This is a genomic window from Streptomyces sp. NPDC006332 (assembly GCF_040612855.1).
Classification (GTDB): domain Bacteria; phylum Actinomycetota; class Actinomycetes; order Streptomycetales; family Streptomycetaceae; genus Streptomyces.
This window is the reverse complement of sequence record NZ_JBEXRA010000002.1, coordinates 99,240-122,106: the sequence shown is the minus strand read 5'-3', so window position 1 is coordinate 122,106 and position 22,867 is coordinate 99,240. Positions and strand designations below refer to the sequence as shown.

The 22,867-nt window shown below is 69.6% G+C and carries 25 protein-coding genes and 1 pseudogene; 7 read left to right on the top strand and 19 right to left on the bottom strand.

The features are described 5' to 3' along the window. Positions 1 to 4 precede the first annotated feature (4 nt). The 4 genes from ABZ027_RS02755 to ABZ027_RS02740 form a co-directional block, all read right to left on the bottom strand. Entirely contained in the window at positions 5 to 574 is a 570-nt protein-coding gene (locus ABZ027_RS02755; protein WP_356763655.1) for a Clp protease N-terminal domain-containing protein, read from the bottom strand. Next, a complete protein-coding gene (locus ABZ027_RS02750; RefSeq protein ID WP_232026758.1) occupies positions 574 to 783 on the bottom strand; it encodes an HTH domain-containing protein in 210 nt (69 codons plus the stop codon). The genes ABZ027_RS02755 and ABZ027_RS02750 overlap by 1 nt, the downstream gene beginning before the upstream one ends. Positions 784 to 919: 136 nt before the next feature. Beyond that, positions 920 to 1,885 (bottom strand): zinc-binding dehydrogenase, encoded by a 966-nt coding sequence (locus ABZ027_RS02745; RefSeq protein WP_356763653.1) that lies wholly within the window; start codon positions 1,883 to 1,885, stop codon positions 920 to 922. 209 nt (positions 1,886 to 2,094) lie between these two features. Next, entirely contained in the window at positions 2,095 to 3,318 is a 1,224-nt protein-coding gene (locus ABZ027_RS02740) for an NADP-dependent malic enzyme (protein ID WP_356763651.1), read from the bottom strand. A gap of 689 nt (positions 3,319 to 4,007) precedes the next feature. Here ABZ027_RS02740 and ABZ027_RS02735 point away from each other — a divergent pair. Genes ABZ027_RS02735 through ABZ027_RS02725 form a run of 3 tightly spaced genes read left to right on the top strand, consistent with a single transcriptional unit; the run spans position 4,008 to position 6,721 of the window. Then, complete coding sequence (locus tag ABZ027_RS02735; RefSeq protein ID WP_356763649.1) at positions 4,008 to 4,961, top strand: ABC transporter substrate-binding protein; 954 nt, start codon at positions 4,008 to 4,010, stop codon at positions 4,959 to 4,961. A 36-nt stretch (positions 4,962 to 4,997) separates the two neighbouring features. Next, positions 4,998 to 5,924 carry an amino acid ABC transporter permease gene (locus ABZ027_RS02730; RefSeq protein WP_356763647.1) on the top strand — a complete coding sequence of 309 codons (927 nt, stop codon included), beginning with the start codon at positions 4,998 to 5,000 and terminating at the stop codon, positions 5,922 to 5,924. Then, complete coding sequence (locus tag ABZ027_RS02725) at positions 5,921 to 6,721, top strand: amino acid ABC transporter ATP-binding protein (protein WP_356763645.1); 801 nt, start codon at positions 5,921 to 5,923, stop codon at positions 6,719 to 6,721. The genes ABZ027_RS02730 and ABZ027_RS02725 overlap by 4 nt, the downstream gene beginning before the upstream one ends. 123 nt (positions 6,722 to 6,844) lie before the next feature. On the opposite strand, the gene ABZ027_RS02720 is transcribed toward ABZ027_RS02725, so the two are convergent. Then, a complete protein-coding gene (locus ABZ027_RS02720; protein ID WP_356763643.1) occupies positions 6,845 to 7,615 on the bottom strand; it encodes a class I SAM-dependent methyltransferase in 771 nt (256 codons plus the stop codon). A gap of 101 nt (positions 7,616 to 7,716) precedes the next feature. Here ABZ027_RS02720 and ABZ027_RS02715 point away from each other — a divergent pair, with 101 nt between their 5' ends. Then, complete coding sequence (locus ABZ027_RS02715; RefSeq protein WP_356763641.1) at positions 7,717 to 8,346, top strand: CGNR zinc finger domain-containing protein; 630 nt, start codon at positions 7,717 to 7,719, stop codon at positions 8,344 to 8,346. Here the strand turns inward: ABZ027_RS02715 and sodX are convergent. After that, positions 8,250 to 8,684 (bottom strand): nickel-type superoxide dismutase maturation protease, encoded by a 435-nt coding sequence (gene sodX, locus ABZ027_RS02710; RefSeq protein ID WP_356763639.1) that lies wholly within the window; start codon positions 8,682 to 8,684, stop codon positions 8,250 to 8,252. The two genes, ABZ027_RS02715 and sodX, sit on opposite strands and share 97 nt — an antisense overlap. Before the next feature lie 145 nt (positions 8,685 to 8,829). On the opposite strand from sodX, the gene sodN reads away from it, so the two are divergent. Further along, positions 8,830 to 9,225: a superoxide dismutase, Ni gene (gene sodN, locus ABZ027_RS02705; protein ID WP_030928916.1), complete on the top strand. Its 396-nt coding sequence runs from the start codon at positions 8,830 to 8,832 to the stop codon at positions 9,223 to 9,225. Between the two features lie 10 nt (positions 9,226 to 9,235). Here the strand turns inward: sodN and ABZ027_RS02700 are convergent. From ABZ027_RS02700 to ABZ027_RS02690, 3 genes and pseudogenes are all read right to left on the bottom strand, one after another. Next, positions 9,236 to 9,385, bottom strand: a pseudogene (locus ABZ027_RS02700) (site-specific integrase); the annotation flags it as partial. Positions 9,386 to 9,390: 5 nt separating this feature from the next. Then, positions 9,391 to 10,578, bottom strand: a complete 1,188-nt coding sequence (locus tag ABZ027_RS02695) for a M20/M25/M40 family metallo-hydrolase (protein WP_356763637.1) — start codon at positions 10,576 to 10,578, stop codon at positions 9,391 to 9,393. 111 nt (positions 10,579 to 10,689) lie between these two features. Next, entirely contained in the window at positions 10,690 to 12,243 is a 1,554-nt protein-coding gene (locus tag ABZ027_RS02690; protein ID WP_356763635.1) for an AbgT family transporter, read from the bottom strand. Positions 12,244 to 12,451: 208 nt separating this feature from the next. Between ABZ027_RS02690 and ABZ027_RS02685 the strand changes: the two genes are divergently transcribed. Continuing rightward, the gene (locus ABZ027_RS02685; RefSeq protein ID WP_356763633.1) at positions 12,452 to 13,477 is read left to right on the top strand and encodes an Lrp/AsnC ligand binding domain-containing protein; all 1,026 of its coding nucleotides are present in this window, start codon (positions 12,452 to 12,454) and stop codon (positions 13,475 to 13,477) included. A gap of 132 nt (positions 13,478 to 13,609) precedes the next feature. On the opposite strand, the gene ABZ027_RS02680 is transcribed toward ABZ027_RS02685, so the two are convergent. The 8 genes from ABZ027_RS02680 to ABZ027_RS02645 all read right to left on the bottom strand — a co-directional run bounded on the left by ABZ027_RS02680 (position 13,610) and on the right by ABZ027_RS02645 (position 20,211). Further along, complete coding sequence (locus tag ABZ027_RS02680; RefSeq protein ID WP_356763631.1) at positions 13,610 to 13,843, bottom strand: hypothetical protein; 234 nt, start codon at positions 13,841 to 13,843, stop codon at positions 13,610 to 13,612. Positions 13,844 to 13,861: 18 nt separating this feature from the next. After that, a complete protein-coding gene (locus ABZ027_RS02675; RefSeq protein ID WP_356763629.1) occupies positions 13,862 to 15,016 on the bottom strand; it encodes an inorganic phosphate transporter in 1,155 nt (384 codons plus the stop codon). 194 nt (positions 15,017 to 15,210) lie between these two features. Beyond that, positions 15,211 to 15,630, bottom strand: a complete 420-nt coding sequence (locus tag ABZ027_RS02670) for a YciI family protein (protein ID WP_356763627.1) — start codon at positions 15,628 to 15,630, stop codon at positions 15,211 to 15,213. Between the two features lie 98 nt (positions 15,631 to 15,728). Beyond that, complete coding sequence (locus tag ABZ027_RS02665; RefSeq protein ID WP_356763625.1) at positions 15,729 to 15,983, bottom strand: hypothetical protein; 255 nt, start codon at positions 15,981 to 15,983, stop codon at positions 15,729 to 15,731. 26 nt (positions 15,984 to 16,009) lie between these two features. Beyond that, complete coding sequence (locus ABZ027_RS02660; protein ID WP_356763623.1) at positions 16,010 to 16,594, bottom strand: dihydrofolate reductase family protein; 585 nt, start codon at positions 16,592 to 16,594, stop codon at positions 16,010 to 16,012. A 167-nt stretch (positions 16,595 to 16,761) separates the two neighbouring features. Continuing rightward, positions 16,762 to 17,394: a GNAT family N-acetyltransferase gene (locus ABZ027_RS02655; RefSeq protein WP_356763621.1), complete on the bottom strand. Its 633-nt coding sequence runs from the start codon at positions 17,392 to 17,394 to the stop codon at positions 16,762 to 16,764. A 221-nt stretch (positions 17,395 to 17,615) separates the two neighbouring features. Continuing rightward, a complete protein-coding gene (locus ABZ027_RS02650; protein ID WP_356763619.1) occupies positions 17,616 to 18,692 on the bottom strand; it encodes a family 2 encapsulin nanocompartment cargo protein polyprenyl transferase in 1,077 nt (358 codons plus the stop codon). Between the two features lie 112 nt (positions 18,693 to 18,804). After that, on the bottom strand, positions 18,805 to 20,211 hold the full coding sequence (locus ABZ027_RS02645) for a family 2B encapsulin nanocompartment shell protein (RefSeq protein WP_356763617.1): 1,407 nt from the start codon (positions 20,209 to 20,211) through the stop codon (positions 18,805 to 18,807). 177 nt (positions 20,212 to 20,388) lie between these two features. Here ABZ027_RS02645 and ABZ027_RS02640 point away from each other — a divergent pair, with 177 nt between their 5' ends. Continuing rightward, complete coding sequence (locus tag ABZ027_RS02640; protein ID WP_356763615.1) at positions 20,389 to 21,276, top strand: pyridoxal-phosphate dependent enzyme; 888 nt, start codon at positions 20,389 to 20,391, stop codon at positions 21,274 to 21,276. A gap of 19 nt (positions 21,277 to 21,295) precedes the next feature. Here ABZ027_RS02640 and ABZ027_RS02635 read toward each other — a convergent pair whose 3' ends face one another. Next, entirely contained in the window at positions 21,296 to 21,898 is a 603-nt protein-coding gene (locus ABZ027_RS02635; protein ID WP_356763613.1) for a hypothetical protein, read from the bottom strand. After that, positions 21,885 to 22,856 carry a hypothetical protein gene (locus tag ABZ027_RS02630; RefSeq protein WP_356763611.1) on the bottom strand — a complete coding sequence of 324 codons (972 nt, stop codon included), beginning with the start codon at positions 22,854 to 22,856 and terminating at the stop codon, positions 21,885 to 21,887. Before ABZ027_RS02630 ends, ABZ027_RS02635 begins: the two co-directional genes overlap by 14 nt. Positions 22,857 to 22,867 lie beyond the last annotated feature (11 nt).

Sequence of the window (22,867 nt, the reverse complement as noted above, 5' to 3'; positions counted from 1 at the left end):
TCGCTCAGCTCGCCCGGCCCTCGCCCTCGCCCTCGCCGTACAGCACCCGTACCAGGGACTCGTACGTCACCCCGTGGTCGGCGAGCACCTCGGCGGGGACGCCGGGGCGGGCGGTGAGGGCCAACAGGATGTGCTCGTCGCCGATGTGGCGGTCACGGCGGGAGACGGCGATGCGCAGCGCCCTCTCCAGGGTGTCCTTGGCGCCCCGCTCGAACGAACGGCGTCCTGACCACCATGCCTTGTCCTTCCGGTCGCCGGACATCGCGCCGACGCCGTGCACTTCCTCGACCCGGGCGACGATCTCCGAGACATCGATCCCCAGGCCGGCCAGAGCGTCGGCCTCGGCCTGGGACAACCCGGCCCGCCGTCGCGCCTCGACCAGCGCCTCCCGGACCGCGTCCCCGCGCTCGGCCAGCCCGAGCGCGGCCAGCGCGAACGAGCCACGGCTTGCCTCCCCGTCGAGGAGAGCCAGCAGCAGGTGCTCCGCCTCCACGGACGGCGCTCCCGACCGCTCGGCGTGCTCGGCCGCCCCGCGCACCACGTCCCGGGCGTTCTTGGTGAACCGTTCGAACATCAATGCCTCCCGTACTTCTTGTGCACGGCTTGCCTGCTCACACCGAGTTCCGCGGCGATCTCCTGCCACGACCAGCCCTGATTGCGCGCCCCACGCACCTGCACCGCCTCCAACTGCTCCAGCAGCCGGCGCAGCGCGGCGACCGCCCGCAGCCCCACCCGGGGATCGCGGTCACCCGCTCGCTCGGCGAGATCCGTTGCTTCGGTCATGGCGTCAACCTACGTTGACATGACCCATGCGTCAACCTTCGTTGACAACAAAGGCCCGCGGACACGCCGACGGCCGGCCCGGAAAACCGGACCGGCCGAGTGGGGCGGAGGGGTCGCGAGGGATCGCGAGGGATCGCTACGCGTTCGTGAGCACGATCTTGCCGAACTGCTCTCCGGACGCAAGTCGTTCGAAGCCCGCTCGGGCCTGGTCCAGCGCCAGCACCTCGTCGATGACGGGACGTACACCGGTGGCGGCGCAGAAGGAGAGCAGATCTTCCAGCTCGTCCTTGGTTCCCATCGTCGACCCCACGACCTTGAGCTCCAGGAAGAAGATCCGGGTCAGTTCGGCGTGCGCGGGCCGGTCGCCACTCGTGGCGCCGGAGATGACGAGCGTGCCACCCGGCCTCAGCGACTTGACCGAGTGCGACCAGGTGGCGGCACCGACCGTCTCGATCACGGCGTCCACACGCTGCGGCAGCCGCGCTCCCGGCTCCAGCGCCTCCACGGCCCCGAGTTCGACGGCGCGCTTCCGCTTCGCCTCGTCCCGACTGCTGGCGAACACCCGCAGCCCGGCCGCCTTCCCGAGCACGATGGCCGCCGTGGCCACGCCACCGCCCGCACCCTGGACGAGTACCGAATCTCCGGGACGCACCTGCGCGTTGGTGAAGAGCATGCGGTAGGCCGTCAGCCAGGCGGTCGGCAGGCAGGCGGCCTCCGCGAAGGAGAGCTCCTTGGGCTTGGGCAGGACGTTCCAGGTGGGCACGGCGACCTGTTCGGCGAACGTGCCCTGGTAGCGCTCGGTGAGGATGGACCGTGGTTCCTCGGGGCCCACGCCGTGGCCGCTCTGCCCGACGACGGAGTGCAGGACGACCTCGTTGCCGTCCTCGTCGACGCCGGCGGCGTCACAGCCGAGGATCATCGGCAGCTTGTCCTCGGACAGGCCCACGCCCCGCAGTGACCAGAGGTCGTGGTGATTGAGGGAGGCGGCACGGACGTTCACGGTGCTCCAGCCGGGGCGCGCCTCGGGAGCGGGCCGCTCCCCCAGTTCGAGGCCGGTGAGGGGCTGGTCACGGTCGATGCGGGCGGCGTAGGCAGCGAACATGACCTTGACGATAGGCTCCGCCGACGACCCGGGGGAACCACGGGGCGCTGTGACACACGCCCTCTTGTCAGGGCGCGGAGGCGGGCCTACGGACGACGCCTCCCGGCCTCACCCGATCCTGTCCCGGCTCTCCACTCGAACGGGCTGACGAGTCGACACATAAATGGCCCCGTCCGCGAACGGACGGGGCCATCACAACCGCACGTACTTCAGCGACGAGCCACGCCCTCGGCCCGCGCCGCCGCGGCCACCGCCGCCGTCACCGCGGGGGCCACCCGCTCGTCGAACGGCGAGGGGATCACGTAGTCCGGGGCGAGGTCGTCCCCGACCACCGCCGCCAGCGCCTCGGCCGCCGCGATCTTCATGCCCTCCGTGATCCGGGACGCCCGCACCTGCAGCGCGCCCGCGAAGATGCCGGGGAAGGCCAGCACGTTGTTGATCTGGTTCGGGAAGTCCGACCGCCCGGTGGCCACGACCGCCGCGTACTTGTGCGCGACCTCGGGGTGCACCTCGGGGTTCGGGTTGGCCATCGCGAACACGAAGGCGCCGTCCGCCATCGAGGCCACCGCGGGCTCCGGGACCGTACCGCCGGAGACGCCGATGAAGACGTCGGCCCCTTCCAGGGCTGCCTCCAGCGATCCGGTGATTCCGGCCTTGTTCGTGAAGGACGCCAGCTCCCGCTTGACGGACGTCAGATCGTCCCGGTCGTCCGAAACGATTCCCTTGCGGTCCGCGACGGCGACGTCCCCGATGCCGGCCTCGACCAGCATCTTCGCGATGGCGACACCGGCCGCGCCCGCGCCCGAGATGACGGCCCGGAGCTCACCGATGCCCCGGCCGGTCAGCTTCGCCGCGTTCCGCAGAGCCGCCAGCGTCACGACCGCCGTACCGTGCTGGTCGTCGTGGAAGACCGGAATGTCCAGCCGCTCCTGCAGCTTCCGCTCGACCTCGAAGCACCGCGGCGCCGAGATGTCCTCCAGGTTCACGCCGCCGAAGGACGGGGCGAGCCGCACCACGGTCTCGACGATCTCGTCGACCTCGGTGCACGCCAGCGCGATCGGCACGGCGTCGACGCCACCGAACTGCTTGAACAGAATCGCCTTCCCCTCCATCACCGGGAGGGAGGCCTCGGGTCCGATGTCACCGAGTCCGAGCACCGCCGTGCCGTCGGTCACGACGGCGACCACGGACGACTTCCACGTGTAGTCGTGGACCAGCTCCGGCTGCTCGGCGATGGCGCTGCACACCTTCGCCACGCCGGGCGTGTACGCCAGGGACAGGTCGTCCTTGTCACGGACGGGCACGGTGGCCTGCACGGCCATCTTGCCGCCACGGTGCAGCGCGAACGCCGGATCGAAGGAATCGAGGGGCTCGGCCTCGCCTTCCTGGTCCGTATTGCTGTCGCTGCGAGGATTGACGATCTCCGCTGCCACTTTGTTCTACCCCTTAGGTATGCATGGTTTGAGGGTGGCCACTCCTGGTTGAGAAGTGGGCGGGCACCGCGCATTGCCCTTGAATGGTGCTGCGTACGGGGGGTACGTACGGGCACATACGCGACGGGCGCGCCGCACACGCGCCCTGAGCCCCGGATGAGGGGTGTAAAGAACCTTCTTACCGGACGAACGGCGCCGAGGACGAGTCCAATGGGTCACATGGCTTGCAAGATCACATCCAGCGTCCCGTCCGCCACACGATTCCGGCGGCACTCAGACTCGTGCCGGTGACATGAATCATGACGAAACTTAGGCGCGGGCCCTCAAGGGCCCCTTGACGGACACTGAACCGATGTCGAACCGGCCCCTGACCAGCTCCGCGCTCCGCCGCGACCTCGAAGCGTGTCCTGAAGGCAGCCGGAGATCCTGCTGCCGGAACGGCGGATTCCTGCAGATGGTGCGGCCAGGATGTACCGACCTGGCCCGATTCGAGGGTGGCTCGTTATCCGATTTTGACATGGCGGGCGTCCTGCACGCCTTCGTCCGAATGGCAAGATGCGGTCATCACACGAGGTCGCGACACTCGAAAGTGTGTGCACTCGTCGACCCAGAACCCAAGGCGGCCGCCGAACCCATCGGTAACCGCCCGCCCCATCGGCAACTCCACCCATCCGCCGGAGGAACCCACCATGACCGCAAGCTCCACCCGTCGTACGACCGCGCACACCCGGACAGCAGCGGTCGGTGCGATCGCGGTCGCAGGCGCGCTGATTCTCACCGGTTGCGGTGACCAGACGGACAAAGGCAGTGACGGCGCGTCGGAGTCGTCCACGTCCGCCGCGCCGCTCGCCGGCAAGCTCCCCGCCGACATCAAGAAGGCCGGCGTCATCAAGGTGGGTTCCGACATCGCGTACCCGCCCGTCGAGTACATGGAGAGCGGCAAGGCCGTCGGTATCGACCCGGACATCGCGGAGGCCCTCGGCAAGCAGCTGGGCGTGAAGTTCGACTTCCAGAACGGCAAGTTCGCCCAGCTCATCGTGGGTCTGCAGTCCAACCGGTTCAACGTGATCATGTCCGCGATGAACGACACGAAGGACCGCCAGACCGGCATCGACGACAACGGCAAGAAGGTCGGCAACGGCATCGACTTCGTCGACTACTTCACCGCCGGTACGTCGATCCTGGTCCAGAAGGGCAACCCCAAGGGCATCAAGTCCCTGGACGACCTGTGCGGACAGGTCGTGGCACTGCAGCAGGGCACGACGTCCGAGGGCATCGCCAAGAAGCAGAGCACGAAGTGCAAGAAGGACGGCAAGAAGGCCATCACGCTGCAGACCTTCGACACCGACCCCGAGGCGCTGCTGCGCCTCAAGCAGGGCGCGTCCGTCGCGGACCTCAACGACTTCCCGGTGGCCGCCTACAACGCCAAGACCGCGGGCGGCGGCAACGACTTCGAGGTCGTCGGCGACCAGATCGAGGCCGGTCCCTACGGCGTCGGCGTCAGCAAGGAGAACACCCAGCTGCGTGACGCCATCCAGGCGGCCATGAACGCGATCATCAAGAACGGCGAGTACACGAAGATCATGGAGAAGTGGAACGTCACGGACGGCGCGGTGACCGAGGCAAAGATCAACGGCGGCTGATGACCCTGCCTGACGCAACACTGAAGGGCAGTCACTGTGACTGACACTGTCGACAAGACTCCGGCGCCGGTACCGCCGGAACAGATCAAGGCCATCCCGGTGCGCCACTACGGCCGCTGGGTGGCCGGCGCCCTGGTCATCGCGGTCCTGGTGCTCATCGGGATCGCCTTCTCCAACGCGAAGATCAACTACAGCATCATCCCGGACTACCTGACGGACGACCTGATCCTGGACGGGGTCTGGCACACGCTGTACATCTCCGTGCTGTCCATGGTCCTCGGACTGGTCCTGGGCGTGATCCTCGCGGTGATGCGGATGTCGTCCAACCCGGTCACCAGCACGGTGGCCTGGGTCTACATCTGGTTCTTCCGCGGCACCCCGGTGCTGGTGCAGCTGCTCCTCTGGTACAACATCGCCCTCGTGTTCCCCATGCTCAACCTGGGGTTCTACAAGGACGAGATGAACGACGTGATGACGCCGTTCCTGGCCGCCCTGCTCGGACTCGGTCTCAACGAGGCCGCGTACATGTCCGAGATCGTCCGGGCCGGCATCCAGTCGGTGGACGAGGGCCAGACGGAGGCCTCCCACGCGCTGGGCATGACGCAGGGCAAGACGCTGCGCCGTGTGGTCCTGCCGCAGGCCATGCGCGTGATCGTGCCGCCGACCGGCAACGAGTTCATCAACATGCTGAAGACCTCGTCGCTCGCCTACGCGGTGCAGTTCAACGAACTCATCAAACGGGCCCAGGACGTCTCCAGCACCACGCTCGCGGTCGTCGAGATGTACTTCGTCGCCTCGATCTGGTACCTGATCCTGACCAGCGTCTTCAGCGTCGGTCAGTACTACCTGGAGCGCCGCTACGCACGCGGCTCCTCGCGCAGCCTGCCGCCGACGCCGCTGCAGCGGCTGCGGAAGAACCTGCGCCTGTTCGGCTCGTTCCGCCGCCCGGAGGTGTCCCGATGACCAGTCTCGGCAAGGACATCGCACAGGGCACGAGCGGCCAGCCGATGGTCAGGGCCGAGGGCGTGCACAAGTCCTTCGGGCTCGCGCACATCCTCAAGGGCATCGACCTGCAGGTGAACCCGCGTGAGGTGTTCTGCCTGATCGGTCCGTCCGGCTCCGGCAAGTCCACCTTCCTGCGCTGCATCAACCACCTGGAGAAGATCAGCGCCGGCCGGCTGTACGTCGACGGCAGCCTGGTCGGCTACCGGCAGAGCGGCGACAAGCTCTACGAGCTGAAGGAAAAGGAAGTGGCCGCGCAGCGACGGGACATCGGCATGGTGTTCCAGCGCTTCAACCTCTTCCCCCACATGACCGCGCTGGAGAACGTCACCGAGGCGCCGATCCAGGTCAAGGGCGAGACCAAGGCCGTCGCCAGGGAGCGCGCCCGGCGGCTGCTGGACCGGGTGGGCCTCGGCGACAAGATGGACAACTACCCCGCGCAGCTCTCCGGCGGCCAGCAGCAGCGCGTCGCCATCGCCCGTGCGCTGGCGATGGAACCGAAGCTGATGCTCTTCGACGAGCCCACCTCGGCCCTCGACCCGGAACTCGTCGGTGAGGTCCTGGACGTCATGCGCGACCTCGCGGAGGACGGCATGACGATGATCGTCGTCACGCACGAGATGGGCTTCGCCCGTGAGGTCGGCGACTCGCTGGTCTTCATGGACGACGGCGTGGTGGTCGAGTCCGGCCACCCGCGCGAGGTGCTGGCCAACCCCCAGCACGACCGGACGAAGTCGTTCCTGTCCAAGGTCCTCTGACCTCGCGGGACGACGACGAAGGGCCGGTGCGGCGGGAGATTCCCCGCCGCACCGGCCCTTCGCTTTCATACGACAGGAAGAGCACTCCTGCTCGGGCGCCGCCAACAGTGCCGGCGACCACGCCTACTTCAGTGCCAGCAACAAGGTGTCCGACGGCGAGCACCACACCGGCCGTGCCTCGCCGAACCCCTTCTCGCGCAGGGTCCGGGCGTGCCACGCGGCGGACGGCATGTCGCCGTCGGCGTGCTCGCCGTAGATCTCGAAGCGCCGGGCGGTGGGCCCGGCGAGGACGGGGTCCTGGGCGGCGAGTTGCCACCACTCGGCCCAGTCGAGGGCGCCGTTCGCCTTGGCCTGATCCATGCCCGCGTGCCGCTGCGCCCGCTCGGCCGCGTTGATCCGGGGCGTGGACTCGTCGATCATGTGGTCCGCGTTCATGAAGACACCACCGTCACGGACGAGTTCCGCGACCTGACCGTAGAGGGCGGCGAGGGGTTCGCTGTGCAGCCAGTGCAGGGCGGTGGCGGTCAGGACCGCGTCGTACGAGTCGTACGGCAGCCTCGAAGGCCAGCTGGGGTCCTTGAGGTCGGCGGTGACGAAGCTGACCCGGTCGTCGTCGGCGAAGGTGCCCTCGGCGATGGCGAGGAGCGCCGGGTCGAGGTCGACGCCGGTGCTGGTGGCCTCGGGGAACCGCGCGAACAGCCGGGCCGTGATGCTTCCCGTGCCGCACGCGAGGTCCAGGACGCGCGGGGCGGTGCCCACCAGGGCCTCGACCATGTCGAGCATGATCCGGAAGCGGTCCTCCCGGTCCGGCATGTACCACTCCTGCTGCCGGTCCCAGCTCTCCTGCCAGGCCTGCCAGTCGGTACCCGCCGTGGTGGTGTTGGTGTCCGTCATCGAGCCCCTCCGTCGCGCGACGTCGCGTAATACCCTGAATGCACGACCGGCTGTTACCCCGACCGCACCACGACCATAGAACGCCTCCGTAAGGACTACAAGTGGAACTGGCCTATTACTCGGACTATGCCGTGCGACTCGTCAACACCGAGGAGCCCGCCCGCGGCAAGGACGCGCTGACCTCGGTCGAGGTGATCCACGACCTCTTCGGGGGCAACCAGGGGGCAGCCCGGCGTGCCACGGACGCGGACGTCACCCGTTTCCGGGGCGTACGGGCCCGGCTGCGAGCGGTCTTCGAGGCGGCGGACGCGGGCAGCGAGACCCTGGCCGTGGACCTGCTGAACTCACTCCTCCTGGAGTTCCCGGTGAGTCCGCAGATCTCCGGTCACGACCACCGGGACGACGAGGGGCGCCCGCTGTGGCACATGCACCTGGCGGACCATCCGTCCAACGCGACCGCGGGCTACGCGGCGATCGCGGCGATGGGCCTGGCCTTCCACCTCACCGAGTACGGCGTCGACCGGCTGGGCCTGTGCGAGGCGCCCCCCTGCCGCAACGCCTACCTGGACACCTCCACCAACCGCTCCCGGCGCTACTGCTCCGACCGCTGCGCCACCCGCGCCAACGTGGCGGCCTACCGCGCCCGCAAACGCCTGGAGGCGGACCGGTCGGACAGCACCGGCCTCGCGGCCGACAGCGCCCAGCGCACCGCGGCGAACGGCGAGCGCTGATCCGGCCGGCGCGGCCGGTAACGGAAGCGGACCCTGCCCAGGACCAACTCGTCGGGCACGGTGCCGTAGTCGGTGCTGTCGCCGCCGGCGTAGGGGTTGTCGCCGAGCACCCACCAGCCGCCGTCGCGCCGCTGGGCCGCCCGCTTGACCACCAGCAGGTCCTGCTGGAACGGATGACGCAGCACGAGCACGTCCCCTGGCCTGATCCGGGCGCCCCACTGCACCACGAGCTGGTCCCCGTGGCGGAGCGTGGGCACCATCGACGGCCCGGTCACCTCGGCCAGCCCGAACGGCAGCACGGCGCCCCGGCCCTCGGTCTCCTGCGACAGCTCCGGCATCACCCGACACCTCCCCACTCCATCCTCCACCAGTCTCAGTCTGACCCCGGACTTTTGTCCTAAGCCCATGGGGGCACCCGCGAAATCCCTTCGCGCGGGGAGTAATGTCGCACCTGAGAAGACGATCACGAGGAAGGAACGCTCCATGCTTTCCCGCCTGTTTGCCCCCAAGGTCAAGGTCAGCGCCCACTGCGACCTGCCCTGCGGCGTGTACGACCCGGCCCAGGCCCGCATCGAGGCGGAGTCGGTCAAGGCTGTCCAGGAGAAGATGGCCGGCAACGACGACCCGCACTTCCAAGCGCGCGCCACCGTCATCAAGGAGCAGCGTGCCGAGCTCGCGAAGCACCACGTCTCCGTGCTGTGGAGCGACTACTTCAAGCCGCCGCACTTCGAGAAGTACCCGGAGCTGCACCAGCTGGTCAACGACGCCCTGAAGGCCCTCTCGGCCGCCAAGGGTTCGACCGACCCGGCCACGGGTCAGAAGGCCCTGGACTACATCGCCCAGATCGACAAGATCTTCTGGGAGACCAAGAAGGCTTGATCTTCGATCCCGCCGCTCGACCTGCGCATTCCCTGGTCGCCCGGTCTTCCTGCCCGCACCCGGTCCGCAGGCCGCCGAGAACGGCGTCCATGACGGTCCGGGTGCGGTCTTTTTCGCCCGGCCACAGCGTGATGACGGGACTGTGGCCGAAAACCAGCTGACCGCTCAGCCGCGCAGGGGTTCGGCCAGGCGCCCGAGGAGCCCGGCGACCAGGGCGGTCTGGTCGGGCACGGTGTCGGGGTAGACGAACTCGCCCCGGGCGTGGGCGCCGTCGCCGACCGCGCCCATGCCGCACAGGACCGGCAGACCGAGTGCGGCGACGAAGTTGGCGTCGCTGGCGCCGCCGACGGCCGCGTAAGGCAGGTCCGCGCGTCCCTGCTCGCGGGCGACCTCGCGGGCGAGGGCGAACAGCGGGGCGGAGGCGTCGTTCAGGGTCATCGGCGGCCGGTTCCAGGCGTGGTCGACCTCGATGCGCACGCGGGGGTCACTGACCCTGATGGCGGCGAACTCGGCGTCCACGCGGTCCTGTTCGGACTCGCTGCTGATCCTGATGTCAATGCTCGCGGTGGCCCGTCCGGCGACCACGTTGGTGGCCGAACCGCCGCTGATCAGGCCGGTGTTGATGGTTGTGCCCCGCTCGGGGCGGGCGACCTTCGCGGCGGCGATCACGAACTCGGACAGTGCCAGGATCGCGCTCGCCCCGTCCTCGGGCGCGAGCCCGGCGTGGGCCTCGACGCCAGTGGCGGCGGCCTTGAAGATGCCGGAGCCCTTGCGGGCGGTCTTCACCGCGCCGTGCGCGGTGGGCTCCAGGACCAGGGTGACGTCGGCCTTCCTCGCGACGTCCTCGATCACCGGCCGCGAGGACAACGAGCCGGTCTCCTCGTCCCCGTTGAAGAGGAAGGTGACGGTGGGCACGGACGCCCCGCTCTCCCGGGCGAGCCTCAGGGCCCAGATGCCCTGCGCCAGACCGGTCTTCATGTCGAAGATGCCGGGCGCGCTGAGCTTCTCGCGACCGTCGCCGTCCGCTTGCGGCTGCTCCCAGTCGGCCAACGTGCCGGTCGGCCAGACGGTGTCGTAGTGGCCGACCAGCGCGACGTGTCCGGCGCCGGTGCCGGTGTAGGTCAGCGTGAGGGTGTCGCCCGACTCGCCGCCGGGGTGGCGGTGCTCGTGGTCGGGCGGCCCGAGCCGGTGCACGGCCAGTTCGCGCAGGAGGTCCAGGCCCGCCGCGAGGGCGGCCAGGTCGTGGCTGCTGGTCTCCTGGCGGACGAGGGTGAGGATGTCGGTGAGGATCTCCGATGACACCTGCTGGGCGCGGGCGGTGAGGGCGGCGGCGGGTTCGGGGGATGTGGTCATGATCGACTTTCTTCGTGTCTGTCGTACGTCTCGCCGGACAGACACGACCCGGTGTCTGTCGTAGGTCCCGTACGACGGCGTGTGGGGGCGCTTGTCGATGGCGGGGCCGGGTCAGCCGACGCCGAAGGGGATGCCGAGCAGGTACCAGAGCACGAAGAACGCGACCCAGACGACCCAGACGACGGCGGCGATCGGGATGGTGAACGAGGCCAGCGTGCCGATGCCGGCGGACTTCCGGTGCTGCTGGATGAAGCCGAGTGCCATCGCGAAGTAGGGGCTCATCGGGGTGACGCAGTTGGTGACCGAGTCGGCGACGCGGTAGACGGCCTGGGTGGTCTCGGGCTCGATCCCGATGAGCATCAGCATCGGGATGAGCACCGGCGCGGCCAACGCCCACAGGGCGGAACCGCTGGTGATCACGAGGTTCATGAAGGTGATCAGTACGGCGATGCCGACCAGCACGCTCCAGCCGCCGAGGTGCATCTGCTTCAGCGTCTCGGCTCCCTCGATGGCGATGACGTTGCCGATGTTGGTCCACTTGAAGTACGCGAGGAACTGGGAGATCGCGAAGAACAGGACCAGGATCGGGGCGAAGGTGCGGGTGCCTTCGACCAGCGCGTCCACGAGGTCGCCCGCCGCGCGGAAGGTCCCGGTGATACGGCCGTAGACCCAGCCGAGCAGGGAGAAGAACAGGAACAGCACGATCGACATGCCGCTGATCACCGGGGACTCGACCAGCGACCCGCCGTCCCCGCGCAGTGGGGAGGACGCCGGGATCATGGCGGCCACGAGGACCGCGATGAAGCCGAGCGCGGCCAGGCCGGTCGCCCGCAGGGCGCGGAGCTGCTCCGGAGTGACCTCGATCGACTTCGACTCCGCGGCGGTCAGCGCCGTGACCGGCTCGTCGGGATCCAGGTCCGAGCGCTTGGCGATGACCTTGTCGACGACGAGCGTGATGACCAGGGCGACGAGCACGGACGAGGCGACGCCGAAGAAGTAGTTCGCCACTGGGGTCACGACGTGGTGCGGGTCGATGGTGTGGGCGGCGGCGGTGGAGATCGACGACAGCAGGACGTCCGTCGTGGTGAGGGACGGGGAGGCGTCGTAGCCGGCGGAGATGGAGACGTAGGCGACGATGCAGCCGAGGACCGGGCTGCGGCCGGCCGCGCGGAAGACGAGCGCGCCGAGGGGGATGAGGGTGACGTACGCGGCGTCGCCGGCGACGTGGGCGACCATCGCCGTCATCGACAGCGCGAAGGTGAGGTACCTGCCGGGCACCCGCGCGACCATGCGGCGCAGCAGGGTCGTGAACAGCCCGCTCGCCTGGGCGACGGAGATCCCGAAGCCGACGATGAGGATGGTGGCCAGCGGCGGGAAGGTCGCGAAGTTGTCGACGGCCCCCTCGACCATCGTCGTGAGCCCGGCCTTGCTGAGCAGGCTCTGGACCTTGATGGTCTCGTGCGTTCCGGGGTGCGGGGTGCTGACGCCGGCCGCCGCCAGGATCGCGCTGAGGACGATCACGACCCCCGCGAGGATCCAGAACAGCCAGAAGGGATTGGGCAGCTTGTTGCCGACCCTCTCGATCGCCGCGAAGGCGCGGAACGCGGCGCGCAGGACTCTCGAAGGCGGTTCGGTCGGCTGGGGCTCGGTGGCGGTGGCACTCATGGGTACCTCTTCGTGCATTCGGGGGGACGTCGGGGAGAACGCTCAGGGGGGACGCCCAGGGAGGACGTTCGGGGAGGACGTTCGGGCGGGCTCAAGATGACGCCGGAGGGATGTTCCTGCAAACCATGACACCAGAGTGAGAGATTCTCTAGACTCGGTTTGTAACAGTGGAATTAATCAGCAGAGGACCGCGGTCTAAGGTGGGCGCATGACCCGCCTTCTCCTGGACGAGCTCGACCGGCGCCTGATCGGGGCACTGCACCTGGCACCCCGGGCCACCTGGGACGACATCGGCGGGATCCTGTCCGCCGACGCCAGCACTCTGAAGCGCCGCTACGACCGGCTGCACGAGGCCCGAATGGTCCGTGTGATCGGCCAGGCCGACTGGGGCATGCACTCCACGGCGATGCCGATCCACGTGTTTTTGGACGTTACCGGCGAAACCCCACTGGCCGTCCTCGACCGGTTGCGTGAGCTGCCCCACCTCCAGCTCCTGGCGCAGATCTCCGGTGACTATCCGCTCTATGCCGTGGTCCACGCCCCCAGCGATGCCGCCACCAGCGAGGCCGTCGACCGGATGTTCTCGGTCCCCGGAGTCCGCCGTGTCAACGCCCTGCCCGCGCTCAGCACCCTGCGCCGGGGCATCACCTGGGACCCGCAGCTCCTGAACGGCACCGAACGGGCCGACCTACTACGCCTCACCGGTGCGCAGCCCGAGGGCATCGCGACGGCGACACCTCCCGCCAAACCTCTGAGCGAGGCCGAGCGCGCGGCCGTCACCCTGCTGATGCGGGACGGCCGGTCCTCCGCGGCGAGCATCGCGCGAGCCGCCGACCTGGCGACCTCCACCGCGCACCGCGTCGTCCGCCGGGTCCTCGACGAGCAATGGGTCAAGCCGCGTCTGGAGATCGTGTCGGAATGGCTCGGCTTCCAGACCCCGTTCCTGCTGCGCCTGCGGGTCGCCCCCGGCGACACCCCGGACGTCATGCGGCGCCTGGACCAGCTCCCGCAGACCCGGCTCGCCGTCCACGTCGCCAGCGACATGTCCGTCCTGTGTGCCGGCCTGGTCACCGACCGCTCCGCCCTCGCGGTCTTCGTCGACGACGAACTCGCCAGGATCCCCGGCATCCTCACCGTCAGCACGGCCGTCATGCTCGCCGAACCGCGCCGCTACTGGCTGGACCGGGACCGGACCTCGGGGCTCGGGGAGTTCCACGCCCCGGCGCTGCTGTAGCCGAGGGGCCACCCCAGGAGTGCCGGGTGACGGAGCCCGTGTATGGATCCGCTGGCCGGCAGTAAACCCGGAGGGGCCCGGCCGGACAGGTTCCGGCCGAGCCCCTTCGTCGTTCCCGCACCGCGGTCCGGGTCAGTGGAACTGCGGCACGATCAGATAGATCCCGTACGCCACCACCGCCGCGCACGCGGCGAAGCAGAGGGCGGCCTGGGTGAGGCTCACGGCGTGGGTGGTGCCGTTCTCCGCCCGTGCTCCCTCGAACCGCGCGAGGCCGAGGACACCGAGGGCGAAGACGACGACCACGGCGACGGTGACGCCGATGCTCACCGCGGTGACCTGGCCCAGTGCGCTCCAGTCGAGACTCATGCTGTGAACTCCCCTGACTCAGGCGGCCGTGCCGACACCGGCCGGCGTGGCGGCTTTGATGGCGACCTCATGGGCGTCGTTGACGTTGTTCGCGTGCACCGGGTTGCGCCGGGACAGGAGCACGATGCCGGCGGCGACCGCCGCACCGACCAGGGCGACCACGATCGTGCCGAGATTGCCGCCGTGCTTGACCACACTCGCGGACACCCCGCCGACCAGCGCGGCGGCGGGCAGAGTGATCAGCCAGGCGGCGACCATCCGGCCCGCGACTCCCCAGCGCACCTCCGCGAGCCGTCGCCCCAGGCCCGCGCCGAGGATGCTGCCGGAGGCGACCTGAGTGGTGGACAGGGCGAAGCCGAGGTGGGCGGAGGTCAGGATGACGGTCGTGGAGGCGGTCTCGGCGGCGAAGCCCTGCGGCGACTGGATCTCCGTCAGGCCCTTGCCCATCGTGCGGATGATCCGCCAGCCGCCGAGGTAGGTGCCCAGACCGATGGCGAGCCCCGCCGACGCGATGACCCACACCGGCGGACCGGCGTCGTGGCCCAGCGCGCCCGCCGAGATGAGCGCCAGGGTGATGACGCCCATGGTCTTCTGCGCGTCGTTCGTGCCGTGCGCCAGCGAGACCAGCGAGGCGGAGGCGATCTGCCCGAGCCTGAAGCCCTTGGTCACCGACTGATTGCGGGCCCGGGCGGTGAGCTTGTAGGCGAAGTAGGTGGCGATCAGCGCCGCGACCCCGGCGACCAGCGGCGAGGCCACCGCCGGGATCAGCACCTTCTCGACCACCTTGTCGAAGTGCACGCCGTGGGAGCCGGCACCGACCCAGACCGCGCCGATCAGCCCGCCGAACAATGCGTGCGACGAACTGGACGGCAGCCCGACCAGCCAGGTCAGCAAATTCCACAGGATCGCCCCGATCAACCCCGCGAAGATCATTCCTGGGGAGACCAGGGTGTCGTCCACGATGCCGCCGGAGATCGTCTTGGCGACCTCGGTGGACAGGAAGGCGCCGACCACGTTGAGGATTCCGCTGATGACGACGGCGGTTCTCGGCTTCAACGCCCCCGTGGCGATGGAGGTGGCCATCGCGTTCGCCGTGTCGTGGAACCCGTTGGTGAAGTCGAAGGCGAGCGCCGTGACGATGACGACGGCCACCAGGAACGTGATGTGGTCCATTCCGCCATGCAAACAAGGCCAAGCCAATCCCCGGAGAACCGGAGGCAACGGCTGTTCCAGAACCGCGCGCACAAGTGATGGAGACCGTGTGACGCTGGGGGCGCGACCCTCGAGGACCCGGTCCGGCTAGGGAAGGCGCGTGACTGGACGGACCGCGCATACGCCGAGCCTGGACCGAATTCGGGCGAGGTCCCTCAGGTGACGTCCCCTGCACCGTCCAGGATGGGGCGGATCACCACCGGGTGGACGGGAGCACCCTCCGGCTGGGGGCAACGGGTGACACGGTCGGCGATCTCCGTGACCCGCTCCAGGCTCGCGCACTCCAGCACCCAGTAGCCCGCCATCAACTCCTCGGTCTCGCTGTACGGCCCGTCGGTGATCACCGCGTTGCCGTCCTCGCCGAGCGTGACCGTGCGGATCCGCGCCGGCTCGGCCAGGCCCTGTCCGTCCACGAGCTCGCCGGTCTTGGAGAGGTCGTCGTTGATCGCGCCCATGTAGGCGTACATCGCCTGGACGTCCTGCTCGTCCCAGGCCGGAGAGCCCGGCGTCGCCTTGCCGCGCATCGCCTCGTAGTCCGTCTGCGTGCCCTGCACCATGACCAGGTACTTCGCCATGAGTCCACTCCTTCGGCTGCCTTCGGAGGCCCCAGTGCGGGGGTCTCACAGGGGACGCCGGAGCCGGTCGGGGTGCCGACACCGTTCGGGTCGTGTTCTCAGGTGCTCTTCTCGGCCCTGTGCGCGCCGGTGTTCCGAGGATCCCCCGCACCGGGCTCGGCCCTGCCGGATTTCCTCCCGGCCTCGGCGCTGTCCGCGAATTCCGTGCCCTCCGCGACGTAAGCCGCGCACTCGGGGTTGCGGCACGGTCCCGCCACCCACACCGGGACCCACGCGCCCAGCGTCTTGTGACGCCGGACGACCGTGTCGACGGGCTGTCCGCAGACGGGACAGGCATGTGCGTCGCTGTCCATGTCCTCAGAGTAGGACGAGCGGGGCGTCAGCGCTTCCTGCTGTACGTGCGCACCAGGGCGCCATTCTTGAAGGTCCGCACGTCGTCGAGCTCGAACTCGCTGATCGCGAAGCCGGACCGGAACATCGGCATGCCGGAGCCCTGCACCACCGGGTAGGCCTTGATGACCAGTTCGTCGATCTCGTCGACCAGCTCACCCGCGAGCACCGACCCGCCGCACAGGTAGATACCGAACGCGCCCTCCTCCGCCTTGAGTTCGCGCACCTTGCCGACCAGGTCGTCCGCGACGATCTCGACGTTCGGGTCGGGCGACTCCTTCAGGGTGCGTGAGGCGACGTACTCACGCAGATGGGCGTACGGGCTGGTGATGCCCTCCTTCAACGCCAGGTCGTAACTGGCCCGGCCCTGGATGACCGTGTCGAACCTCCTGTTCGCCAGGTCGTCGAGGCCGAAGGCCCGGCGGCCCTGGGTCGACATCGTCTCCGGATACTCGGCCTTCAGGAACTCGAAGAACTCCTCATCCACGAAGCGGAACATGTACGACGCGTCGCCGCTCTCGTCCCCGATGAACCCGTCGATGGAGCAGGCGATGAAGTACGTGAGCTTGCGCAAGCCGGTCTCTTTCCGTAGGGGGCGTTCCACGGGAGCCGTGTCAGCCCCCTCTTCAACCACTTCAGTTATAGTGCTCCACTCGTAGTGGTCACAAGGGAATTCCGAGCAGGGAATCAAGTGGGAGAAGAGGTTCCGCCTGGCCTGCGATCCGGAGCGCCGATCCGGGATCAGCCATGAGGCTCACGCCACATCGGCCACATCCTGGGGCCCTCGGGCAGGTCGAGGGGGCGGCCCATGAGCTCGAAGCCGAGGCGCTCGTACAGCAGGCGGCTGCGGGCGTTGCTCGCCTCCAGATAGGCGGGCAGCCCCTCGCGGTCACAGCGGTCGAGGACCGGGGTCAGGAGCGCGGTGCCGAGGCCCTCGCCCTGATGCTCGGGGGCAACGGCGATCATCCACAGGTAGGCGTGGGCGCGGCCCGAGGGGTGGATGTCCGCCGTGAGCCGCCCGATCATTTCGACCCGCTCATTGTCCGGGTCGACGGCCTCACGCAGCCGGGCGGGGCCGTCGCTCTCAGCGGAGTCGTCTCCGGCGGAGTCGTCCGGACCGGAGTCGTGACCATGCTCGTCCCCCGGCACGGGCAGCCACAGCGCGCAAGCCGTGCCGTCCTCGGTGACGTCGATCCGGCCCTCATCGAGCACGATGTCGGTGAACGCGGCCATCAGCAAGGGATGGGTCGTACGCCGGTGCTCGTCTCCTGGGAAAACCCAGCAGCTCACCGGATCGTTGCGAAACGCCGCGTCCAGCAACCGTACGACCGACTCCCGGTCCCCTGCGCCCGCCGTCCGGACCGCCACACCCATCGCTCACCCCTTGGTCTCAACCCGCCTTGGTCGTACGGCGGTTGAGCCTATACGGGACCCTCCGCCGCCTGGGCGGAGGAGCGGGGCCCGCACATCGTGGGGATGTGCGGGACCCGCCGGACCGGAGCCCGCGACCGTGCGGAGTCAGGAGCCGCACCGCCGTCAAGGCCTCCGGGGCCCCGGGCGTCCTCCCCCCTGGTGGACGCCCATCGGTGGACACCTCAGCCGGTGCGCCGGGTCACGAACTCGGCCAGCGACAGCAGACCGCCCGCCGCTTCCGGGTCGGACACCACCCGGGCCAGCTCCTGCATCGCCCGGGCCATCCGGTCGGCGGCCTGGACCTGCGCCCAGTCCCGCCCACCCGCGCGCTCCACCGCGAGGGCGGTCCGCTCCAGGTCCTCCTCCGCGTAAGGGGCTTCGTACAATGCGGCCAGTTCGGCGGACTCCGGTGTCCCGGACACCAGCGCGGCGACCACCGGCAGCGACTTCTTACGGGCGGCCAGGTCCGCGCCGGCCGGCTTGCCGGTGCTGCGCGGGTCCCCCCATATGCCGATCACGTCGTCGATGAGCTGGAAGGCGAGCCCGGCCTCCCGGCCGAACCCGTCCAGCGCCTGGACGTCCTCGTCTCCCGCACCCGCGTACAGCGCGCCGAGCGCGCAGGCGCACCCGAGCAGCGCGCCCGTCTTGGCCTCGGCCATGGTGAGCACCTCGTCGAGAGTGACGTCGCGCGGGCCGAGCGCCTCCATGGCGGTGTCGGCGTGCTGGCCGGCGCAGAGTTCGACGACACAGTCGGCGAGCCGGGCGGCGGCCCGCGCGGACGCCGGATGCGGGTCCTCGGCCAGCAACCGCAGGGCCAGCGCCTGGAGCGTGTCTCCGGCGAGAATCGCGTCGGCGTCACCGAACACGGTCCACGCGGTGGGACGGTGCCGGCGGGTGGTGTCCCGGTCCATCACATCGTCGTGCAGCAAGGTGAAGTTGTGGACCAGCTCCACCGCCGCGGCCGCCCGCACCGCCGCCGCCCGCGCCCCCGGCCCACCGAGCGCGGCGGCCGCGGCGAGGACCAGCGCCGGACGTATCGCCTTGCCCGAGTTGCCCGCCGCCGGGGTTCCGTCCGCGTGCTCCCAGCCGAAGTGGTAGAGCGCGATGCGACGCATGGAGCCGGGCAGCGACTCGATCGCGGAGCGCAACTCGGGATCGACCGACGCCCGCGTCCGTTCAAGGATCACCCCCGCCTCGTGACCGTCGAGCGGATGCGTCCCGGCCAAGCGTCGCTCCGTCTCCGCCATGAACTCGGTCATGGGCCCCCCTCGGCGAATCCGCGGACGGTGGTGTCCGCGCCGCGGCCGGGCGCGGACGACCGGGGTGCACCCGCCCCGAAGGGCGGGAACACGACCTTCAGCTGCGAGGACGTCACCTCCAGCGACCGATCTCGACGTTCTCCAGGACACCCAGCGCGTCCGGCACCAGGACCGCCGCCGAGTAGTACGCCGTCACCAGGTACTTGATGATCGCCTGCTCGTTGATGCCCATGAAACGCACCGACAGGCTCGGCTCGATCTCGTCCGGGATGCCGGCCTGCTGGAGGCCGATGACACCCTGCTCGGCCTCACCGGTACGCATGGCGATGATCGAGGTCGTCCGGGCCTCGGTGACCGGGATCTTGTTGCACGGGTAGATCGGCACCCCGCGCCAGGTGGGAATCCGGTTGCCGGCCACCTCGATGGTCTCGGGGACCAGTCCGCGCTTGTTGAGCTCACGGCCGATCGCGGAGATCGCGCGCGGATGGGCGAGCAGCAGCTTGGTGCCGCGCCGCCTGCTGAGCAGCTCGTCCAGGTCGTCGGGGCCGGGCACGCCGTCGTGCGGCTGGAGGCGCTGGTCGTACTCGCAGTTGTTCAGCAGACCGAACTCGCGGTTGTTGACGAGCTCGTGCTCCTGGCGTTCCTTCAGCGCCTCGACCGTGAGCCGGAGCTGCTGCTCGGTCTGGTTCATGGGCTGGTTGTAGAGGTCGGCCACGCGGGAGTGGATGCGCAGCACCGTCTGGGCGATGCTCAGTTCGTACTCGCGGGGCCGGGCCTCGTAGTCGACGAAGGTGTGCGGGATGTCCGGCTCACCGTCATGGCCGGCCGCGAGGTCGATCTCCTTCTCGCCGAACTTGTTGGTGCGCTGCGAGGGGATCGAACGCTGCTCCTGGAGGTGTTCGCTCAGGGATTCGCTGCGCTCGGCGACCTGCTCGACCGACTGGCGGGGCAGCACGAGCACGGTGCACGCGGTGACCGCGCGGGCCGTGTACTCCCAGATGGCGTCCGGGTCGAGCAGCGCCTGGTCGCCGAAGTACGCGCCGTCGGCGAGGACTCCGAGGACCGCGTCGTCGCCGTAGGGCCCGGTGCCGACCTTCTCCACCCGGCCGTGCGCCAGCAGGAAGACCTCGTCGGTCCGGCTGCCGAACTCGGCGATCACGGTCCCGGCGTCGAACTCCCGCTGCTCGCAGCGCCGAGCCAGTTCGCTGAGCACGTCCTCGTCCCCGTAGGACCGCAGTGCGGGCAGCTCGCCCAGCTCCGCGGGGATCACCTCGACGCGGTCGCCGGTCTTCACGAACGTCACCCGGCCGTCCCCGACCGCGTAGGTCAGTCGCCGGTTCACCCGGTACGTACCGCCCTGCACGTTCACCCACGGAAGCATGCGCAGCAGCCAGCGGGAGCTGATCTCCTGCATCTGGGGTGCGGACTTGGTGGTGGTGGCCAGGTTCCGCGCGGCCGCCGTACCGAGACTCTGCTGCGGCTTGTCCTGCTGTGCGCGGACCTCTTCGCCTACCGACATAAGGAATTGCCCTCCCCGGTCATACGCGGCAGCGTGTGCTCCGCGCATCGATCTGCACGGACAAGCCTTTCATCACGGAGCGTGCCGGTGCTATTACACGAAAGAGCGGGGTTGGATCACTCACGACTGGGCAGACAGGCCTGTCCGTCGGCGGTTCCTGGTGGTGACAATGGATCCGTGACCAGCCTCGCCTCCCTGCACCCCCGGCTCCCCTCCCCGTTGCAGGAGATCGAGGACGACCGTTTCACCCGGTACGGCGTCGGTCTCGTCCTCAAGCGCGACGACCTCATCCACCCGGAGCTCGTCGGCAACAAGTGGCGCAAGCTCGCGCCGAACCTCAGCGCGGCGGCCGGGCGTACCGTCGTCACCTTCGGCGGCGCGTACTCCAACCACCTGCGCGCCACGGCCGCCGCGGGTCGTCTCCTCGGCCTTCGCACCGTCGGTGTGGTGCGCGGTCAGGAACTCGCCGGCCGCCCGCTCAACGCCTCCCTGGCCCGCTGCGCGGCTGACGGCATGCGGCTGCATTTCATCGACAGGTCGACTTATCGTCGCAAGACCGAGCCCGAGACCCTGGCGGCCGTGTTGCGCGCGGCGGGCGCCGAGGACGCGTACGTCGTGCCTGAGGGCGGAAGCAACGCCCTCGCCGTGCGGGGATGCCGCGCACTGGGCGAGGAGTTGCGCGGCCACGCCGACGTCGTCGGGGTGGCCTGCGGCACCGGGGGCACCCTCGCGGGGCTGGCGGCCGGACTCGGCCCCGATCGGCGCGCGCTGGGCGTCCCCGTCCTCAAGGGGGGCTTCTTGGACGGCGACATACGGGCCCTGCAGCAGCAGGCCTTCGGCGGCTTGCGCGGCAGCTGGCGCCTCGACGAGCGGTTCCATTTCGGCGGCTACGCCCGCACCACCCCCGAACTCGACTCCTTCGCCGCGGACTTCGAGAGCCGCCACGGCCTGCCGGTCGAGCGGCTCTATGTCGCCAAGTTGTTGTACGGACTTGTTGCCCTCGCCCAGGAGGGCCACTTCACGCCGGGAACCACCGTGGCCGCGGTGATCACGGGTCGGCCCTAGCAATCAGGCGGTCAGGTGGTCAATCGGTCAGCGGGTGACGGAGGCCCGCGGGGCGCGCGGACGGGGTCCCCCCGTCCTCCAGCAGTGAGTGCTCGGGGGCGTCCACCCACACCTCGACGGAGTCCCACCAGACGACCACCGGGGCGTCCTGGGAGGCCGGGTGCTCGGCACTGCCGATCGCGTGCACGTTGTAGCCGACGAGGTAGACGAGCATCACGGCGGTGACCGCCTTGAAGGAGACCCGGGTGCAGGCGCGCATGCCCCGGCCCAGGCTCTGACCCGCGGTCTTCGTCCAGTCGGAGACGTTCTCGGCCCACTGGCCGTAGATCCGAAGCAGCAGCGGAATACCCCGGCCCTGCCGGAGGAGCAGCAGGGTGCACGCGTACTCGGGGGCGAGGAGCACCGTCGCGACGAGCGCGGACAGTTTCGTTCCCGACCAGTCGGCGGTGCCGCCCGCACGCGGTACGACATGCCGCAGGACGAGCCAGAGCACCACGATCGCCGCGATGATCAGCAAGGGGACGCGTATCGGGTAGACGAACCAGGAGAAGACCTCGGTCCACACGTCCACGAGCAGGTTGAAGATCTCGATCATCGAGCCGGCCCCGTCAGTCGTCTTCACGGCGTGGCTGTCCGGCGTCGTCGTCCTTGTCCGGGCCCGGCCCGCGGTCGCGTCGGTCCTCGTACACGCCGTCGTCCTGGCGACGGGCCCTGCGGTCCCGGCGGCGGGACCGGCCCTCGCCGAGCTGGCGGGGTACGTTCGCCGAGGCCGCGGGCGGCAGCTGGGTCGCCGAGCCCGGCAGGGTGTTGCGGATCTGGGTGAGCAGCTCGTTGACCGCGTGGGCCCGTTCGTGTTCCTCGCTCGAGTCCGACCCGGCCACCGCCTTGACGATCTCCAGATGGGCGAGCATCGCCACCCGCTTGTCCTCCCGGAGGTCGCGGTAGAACTCCATGGCGGCCTCGGGGTCCTTGCTGAGCGCCTCGGCCATCAGGCCCATCTCGCCCTCGTTGAGGATCGCGGCCGCGTTGGTGCGCTGCATGCTGCTCAGCGTGCCGGTACGGGTGATGTCCGTGGCCTCGGCGTCGGGCCGCAGGGCGCAGGCGACCTCCAGGACCTCCAGCAGTCCGTCACCGAGGTGCACGGTCCACTGCTCCCGTGCGGCCCAGGACTCGAACTCCCCGACCGCGTCCAGTCCGAAACCGCGTGCGGCGCTGTTCAGCCGCGGCACGACACGGCGCTTGAGGATCTTCGGTACGTCGAAGGGGGCCTGCTCGGCCGCCAGCCGGGCGTCGGCGATGCGCCAGACCACCTCGACCGAGCCCTGGAAGCGCAGCCCCTTGTCCGCGCTCTCGAGTTCCACGTCCAGAGTGGTGCCCAGTTCCCGCAGGTCCACGATCCAGTACTGCCCCTTGGGCCGGAACCAGCCGATGCCGGACGTGGGCACCTCCCCCCTGGGCAGAGGCTGGAGTTGGTTGCCGAGTTGGACCACCGCGCATTCACCGGCTCCCGGGCGCCCCTGGTCCTCGATGTCGCGCGGGCGAGTCACCGGAAAGGGCCCGCGCACCGGCCCGTTGGTCATGGCCACACTGC

Excerpts from the sequence above, each read along its gene's own strand:
- ABZ027_RS02750 (WP_232026758.1), bottom strand. The coding sequence starts at position 783 with ATGACCGAAGCAACGGATCTCGCCGAGCGAGCGGGTGACCGCGATCCC.
- ABZ027_RS02665 (WP_356763625.1), bottom strand. The coding sequence starts at position 15,983 with ATGGACAGCGACGCACATGCCTGTCCCGTCTGCGGACAGCCCGTCGAC.
- ABZ027_RS02670 (WP_356763627.1), bottom strand. The coding sequence starts at position 15,630 with ATGGCGAAGTACCTGGTCATGGTGCAGGGCACGCAGACGGACTACGAG.
- ABZ027_RS02735 (WP_356763649.1), top strand. The coding sequence starts at position 4,008 with ATGACCGCAAGCTCCACCCGTCGTACGACCGCGCACACCCGGACAGCA.
- ABZ027_RS02680 (WP_356763631.1), bottom strand. The coding sequence starts at position 13,843 with ATGAGTCTCGACTGGAGCGCACTGGGCCAGGTCACCGCGGTGAGCATC.
- ABZ027_RS02745 (WP_356763653.1), bottom strand. The coding sequence starts at position 1,885 with ATGTTCGCTGCCTACGCCGCCCGCATCGACCGTGACCAGCCCCTCACC.
- ABZ027_RS02650 (WP_356763619.1), bottom strand. The coding sequence starts at position 18,692 with ATGACCGAGTTCATGGCGGAGACGGAGCGACGCTTGGCCGGGACGCAT.
- ABZ027_RS02675 (WP_356763629.1), bottom strand. The coding sequence starts at position 15,016 with ATGGACCACATCACGTTCCTGGTGGCCGTCGTCATCGTCACGGCGCTC.
- ABZ027_RS02685 (WP_356763633.1), top strand. The coding sequence starts at position 12,452 with ATGACCCGCCTTCTCCTGGACGAGCTCGACCGGCGCCTGATCGGGGCA.
- ABZ027_RS02630 (WP_356763611.1), bottom strand. The coding sequence starts at position 22,856 with ATGACCAACGGGCCGGTGCGCGGGCCCTTTCCGGTGACTCGCCCGCGC.
- ABZ027_RS02690 (WP_356763635.1), bottom strand. The coding sequence starts at position 12,243 with ATGAGTGCCACCGCCACCGAGCCCCAGCCGACCGAACCGCCTTCGAGA.
- ABZ027_RS02720 (WP_356763643.1), bottom strand. The coding sequence starts at position 7,615 with ATGACGGACACCAACACCACCACGGCGGGTACCGACTGGCAGGCCTGG.
- sodX (WP_356763639.1), bottom strand. The coding sequence starts at position 8,684 with ATGCCGGAGCTGTCGCAGGAGACCGAGGGCCGGGGCGCCGTGCTGCCG.
- ABZ027_RS02695 (WP_356763637.1), bottom strand. The coding sequence starts at position 10,578 with ATGACCACATCCCCCGAACCCGCCGCCGCCCTCACCGCCCGCGCCCAG.
- ABZ027_RS02655 (WP_356763621.1), bottom strand. The coding sequence starts at position 17,394 with ATGGGTGTGGCGGTCCGGACGGCGGGCGCAGGGGACCGGGAGTCGGTC.
- ABZ027_RS02725 (WP_356763645.1), top strand. The coding sequence starts at position 5,921 with ATGACCAGTCTCGGCAAGGACATCGCACAGGGCACGAGCGGCCAGCCG.
- ABZ027_RS02645 (WP_356763617.1), bottom strand. The coding sequence starts at position 20,211 with ATGTCGGTAGGCGAAGAGGTCCGCGCACAGCAGGACAAGCCGCAGCAG.
- sodN (WP_030928916.1), top strand. The coding sequence starts at position 8,830 with ATGCTTTCCCGCCTGTTTGCCCCCAAGGTCAAGGTCAGCGCCCACTGC.
- ABZ027_RS02755 (WP_356763655.1), bottom strand. The coding sequence starts at position 574 with ATGTTCGAACGGTTCACCAAGAACGCCCGGGACGTGGTGCGCGGGGCG.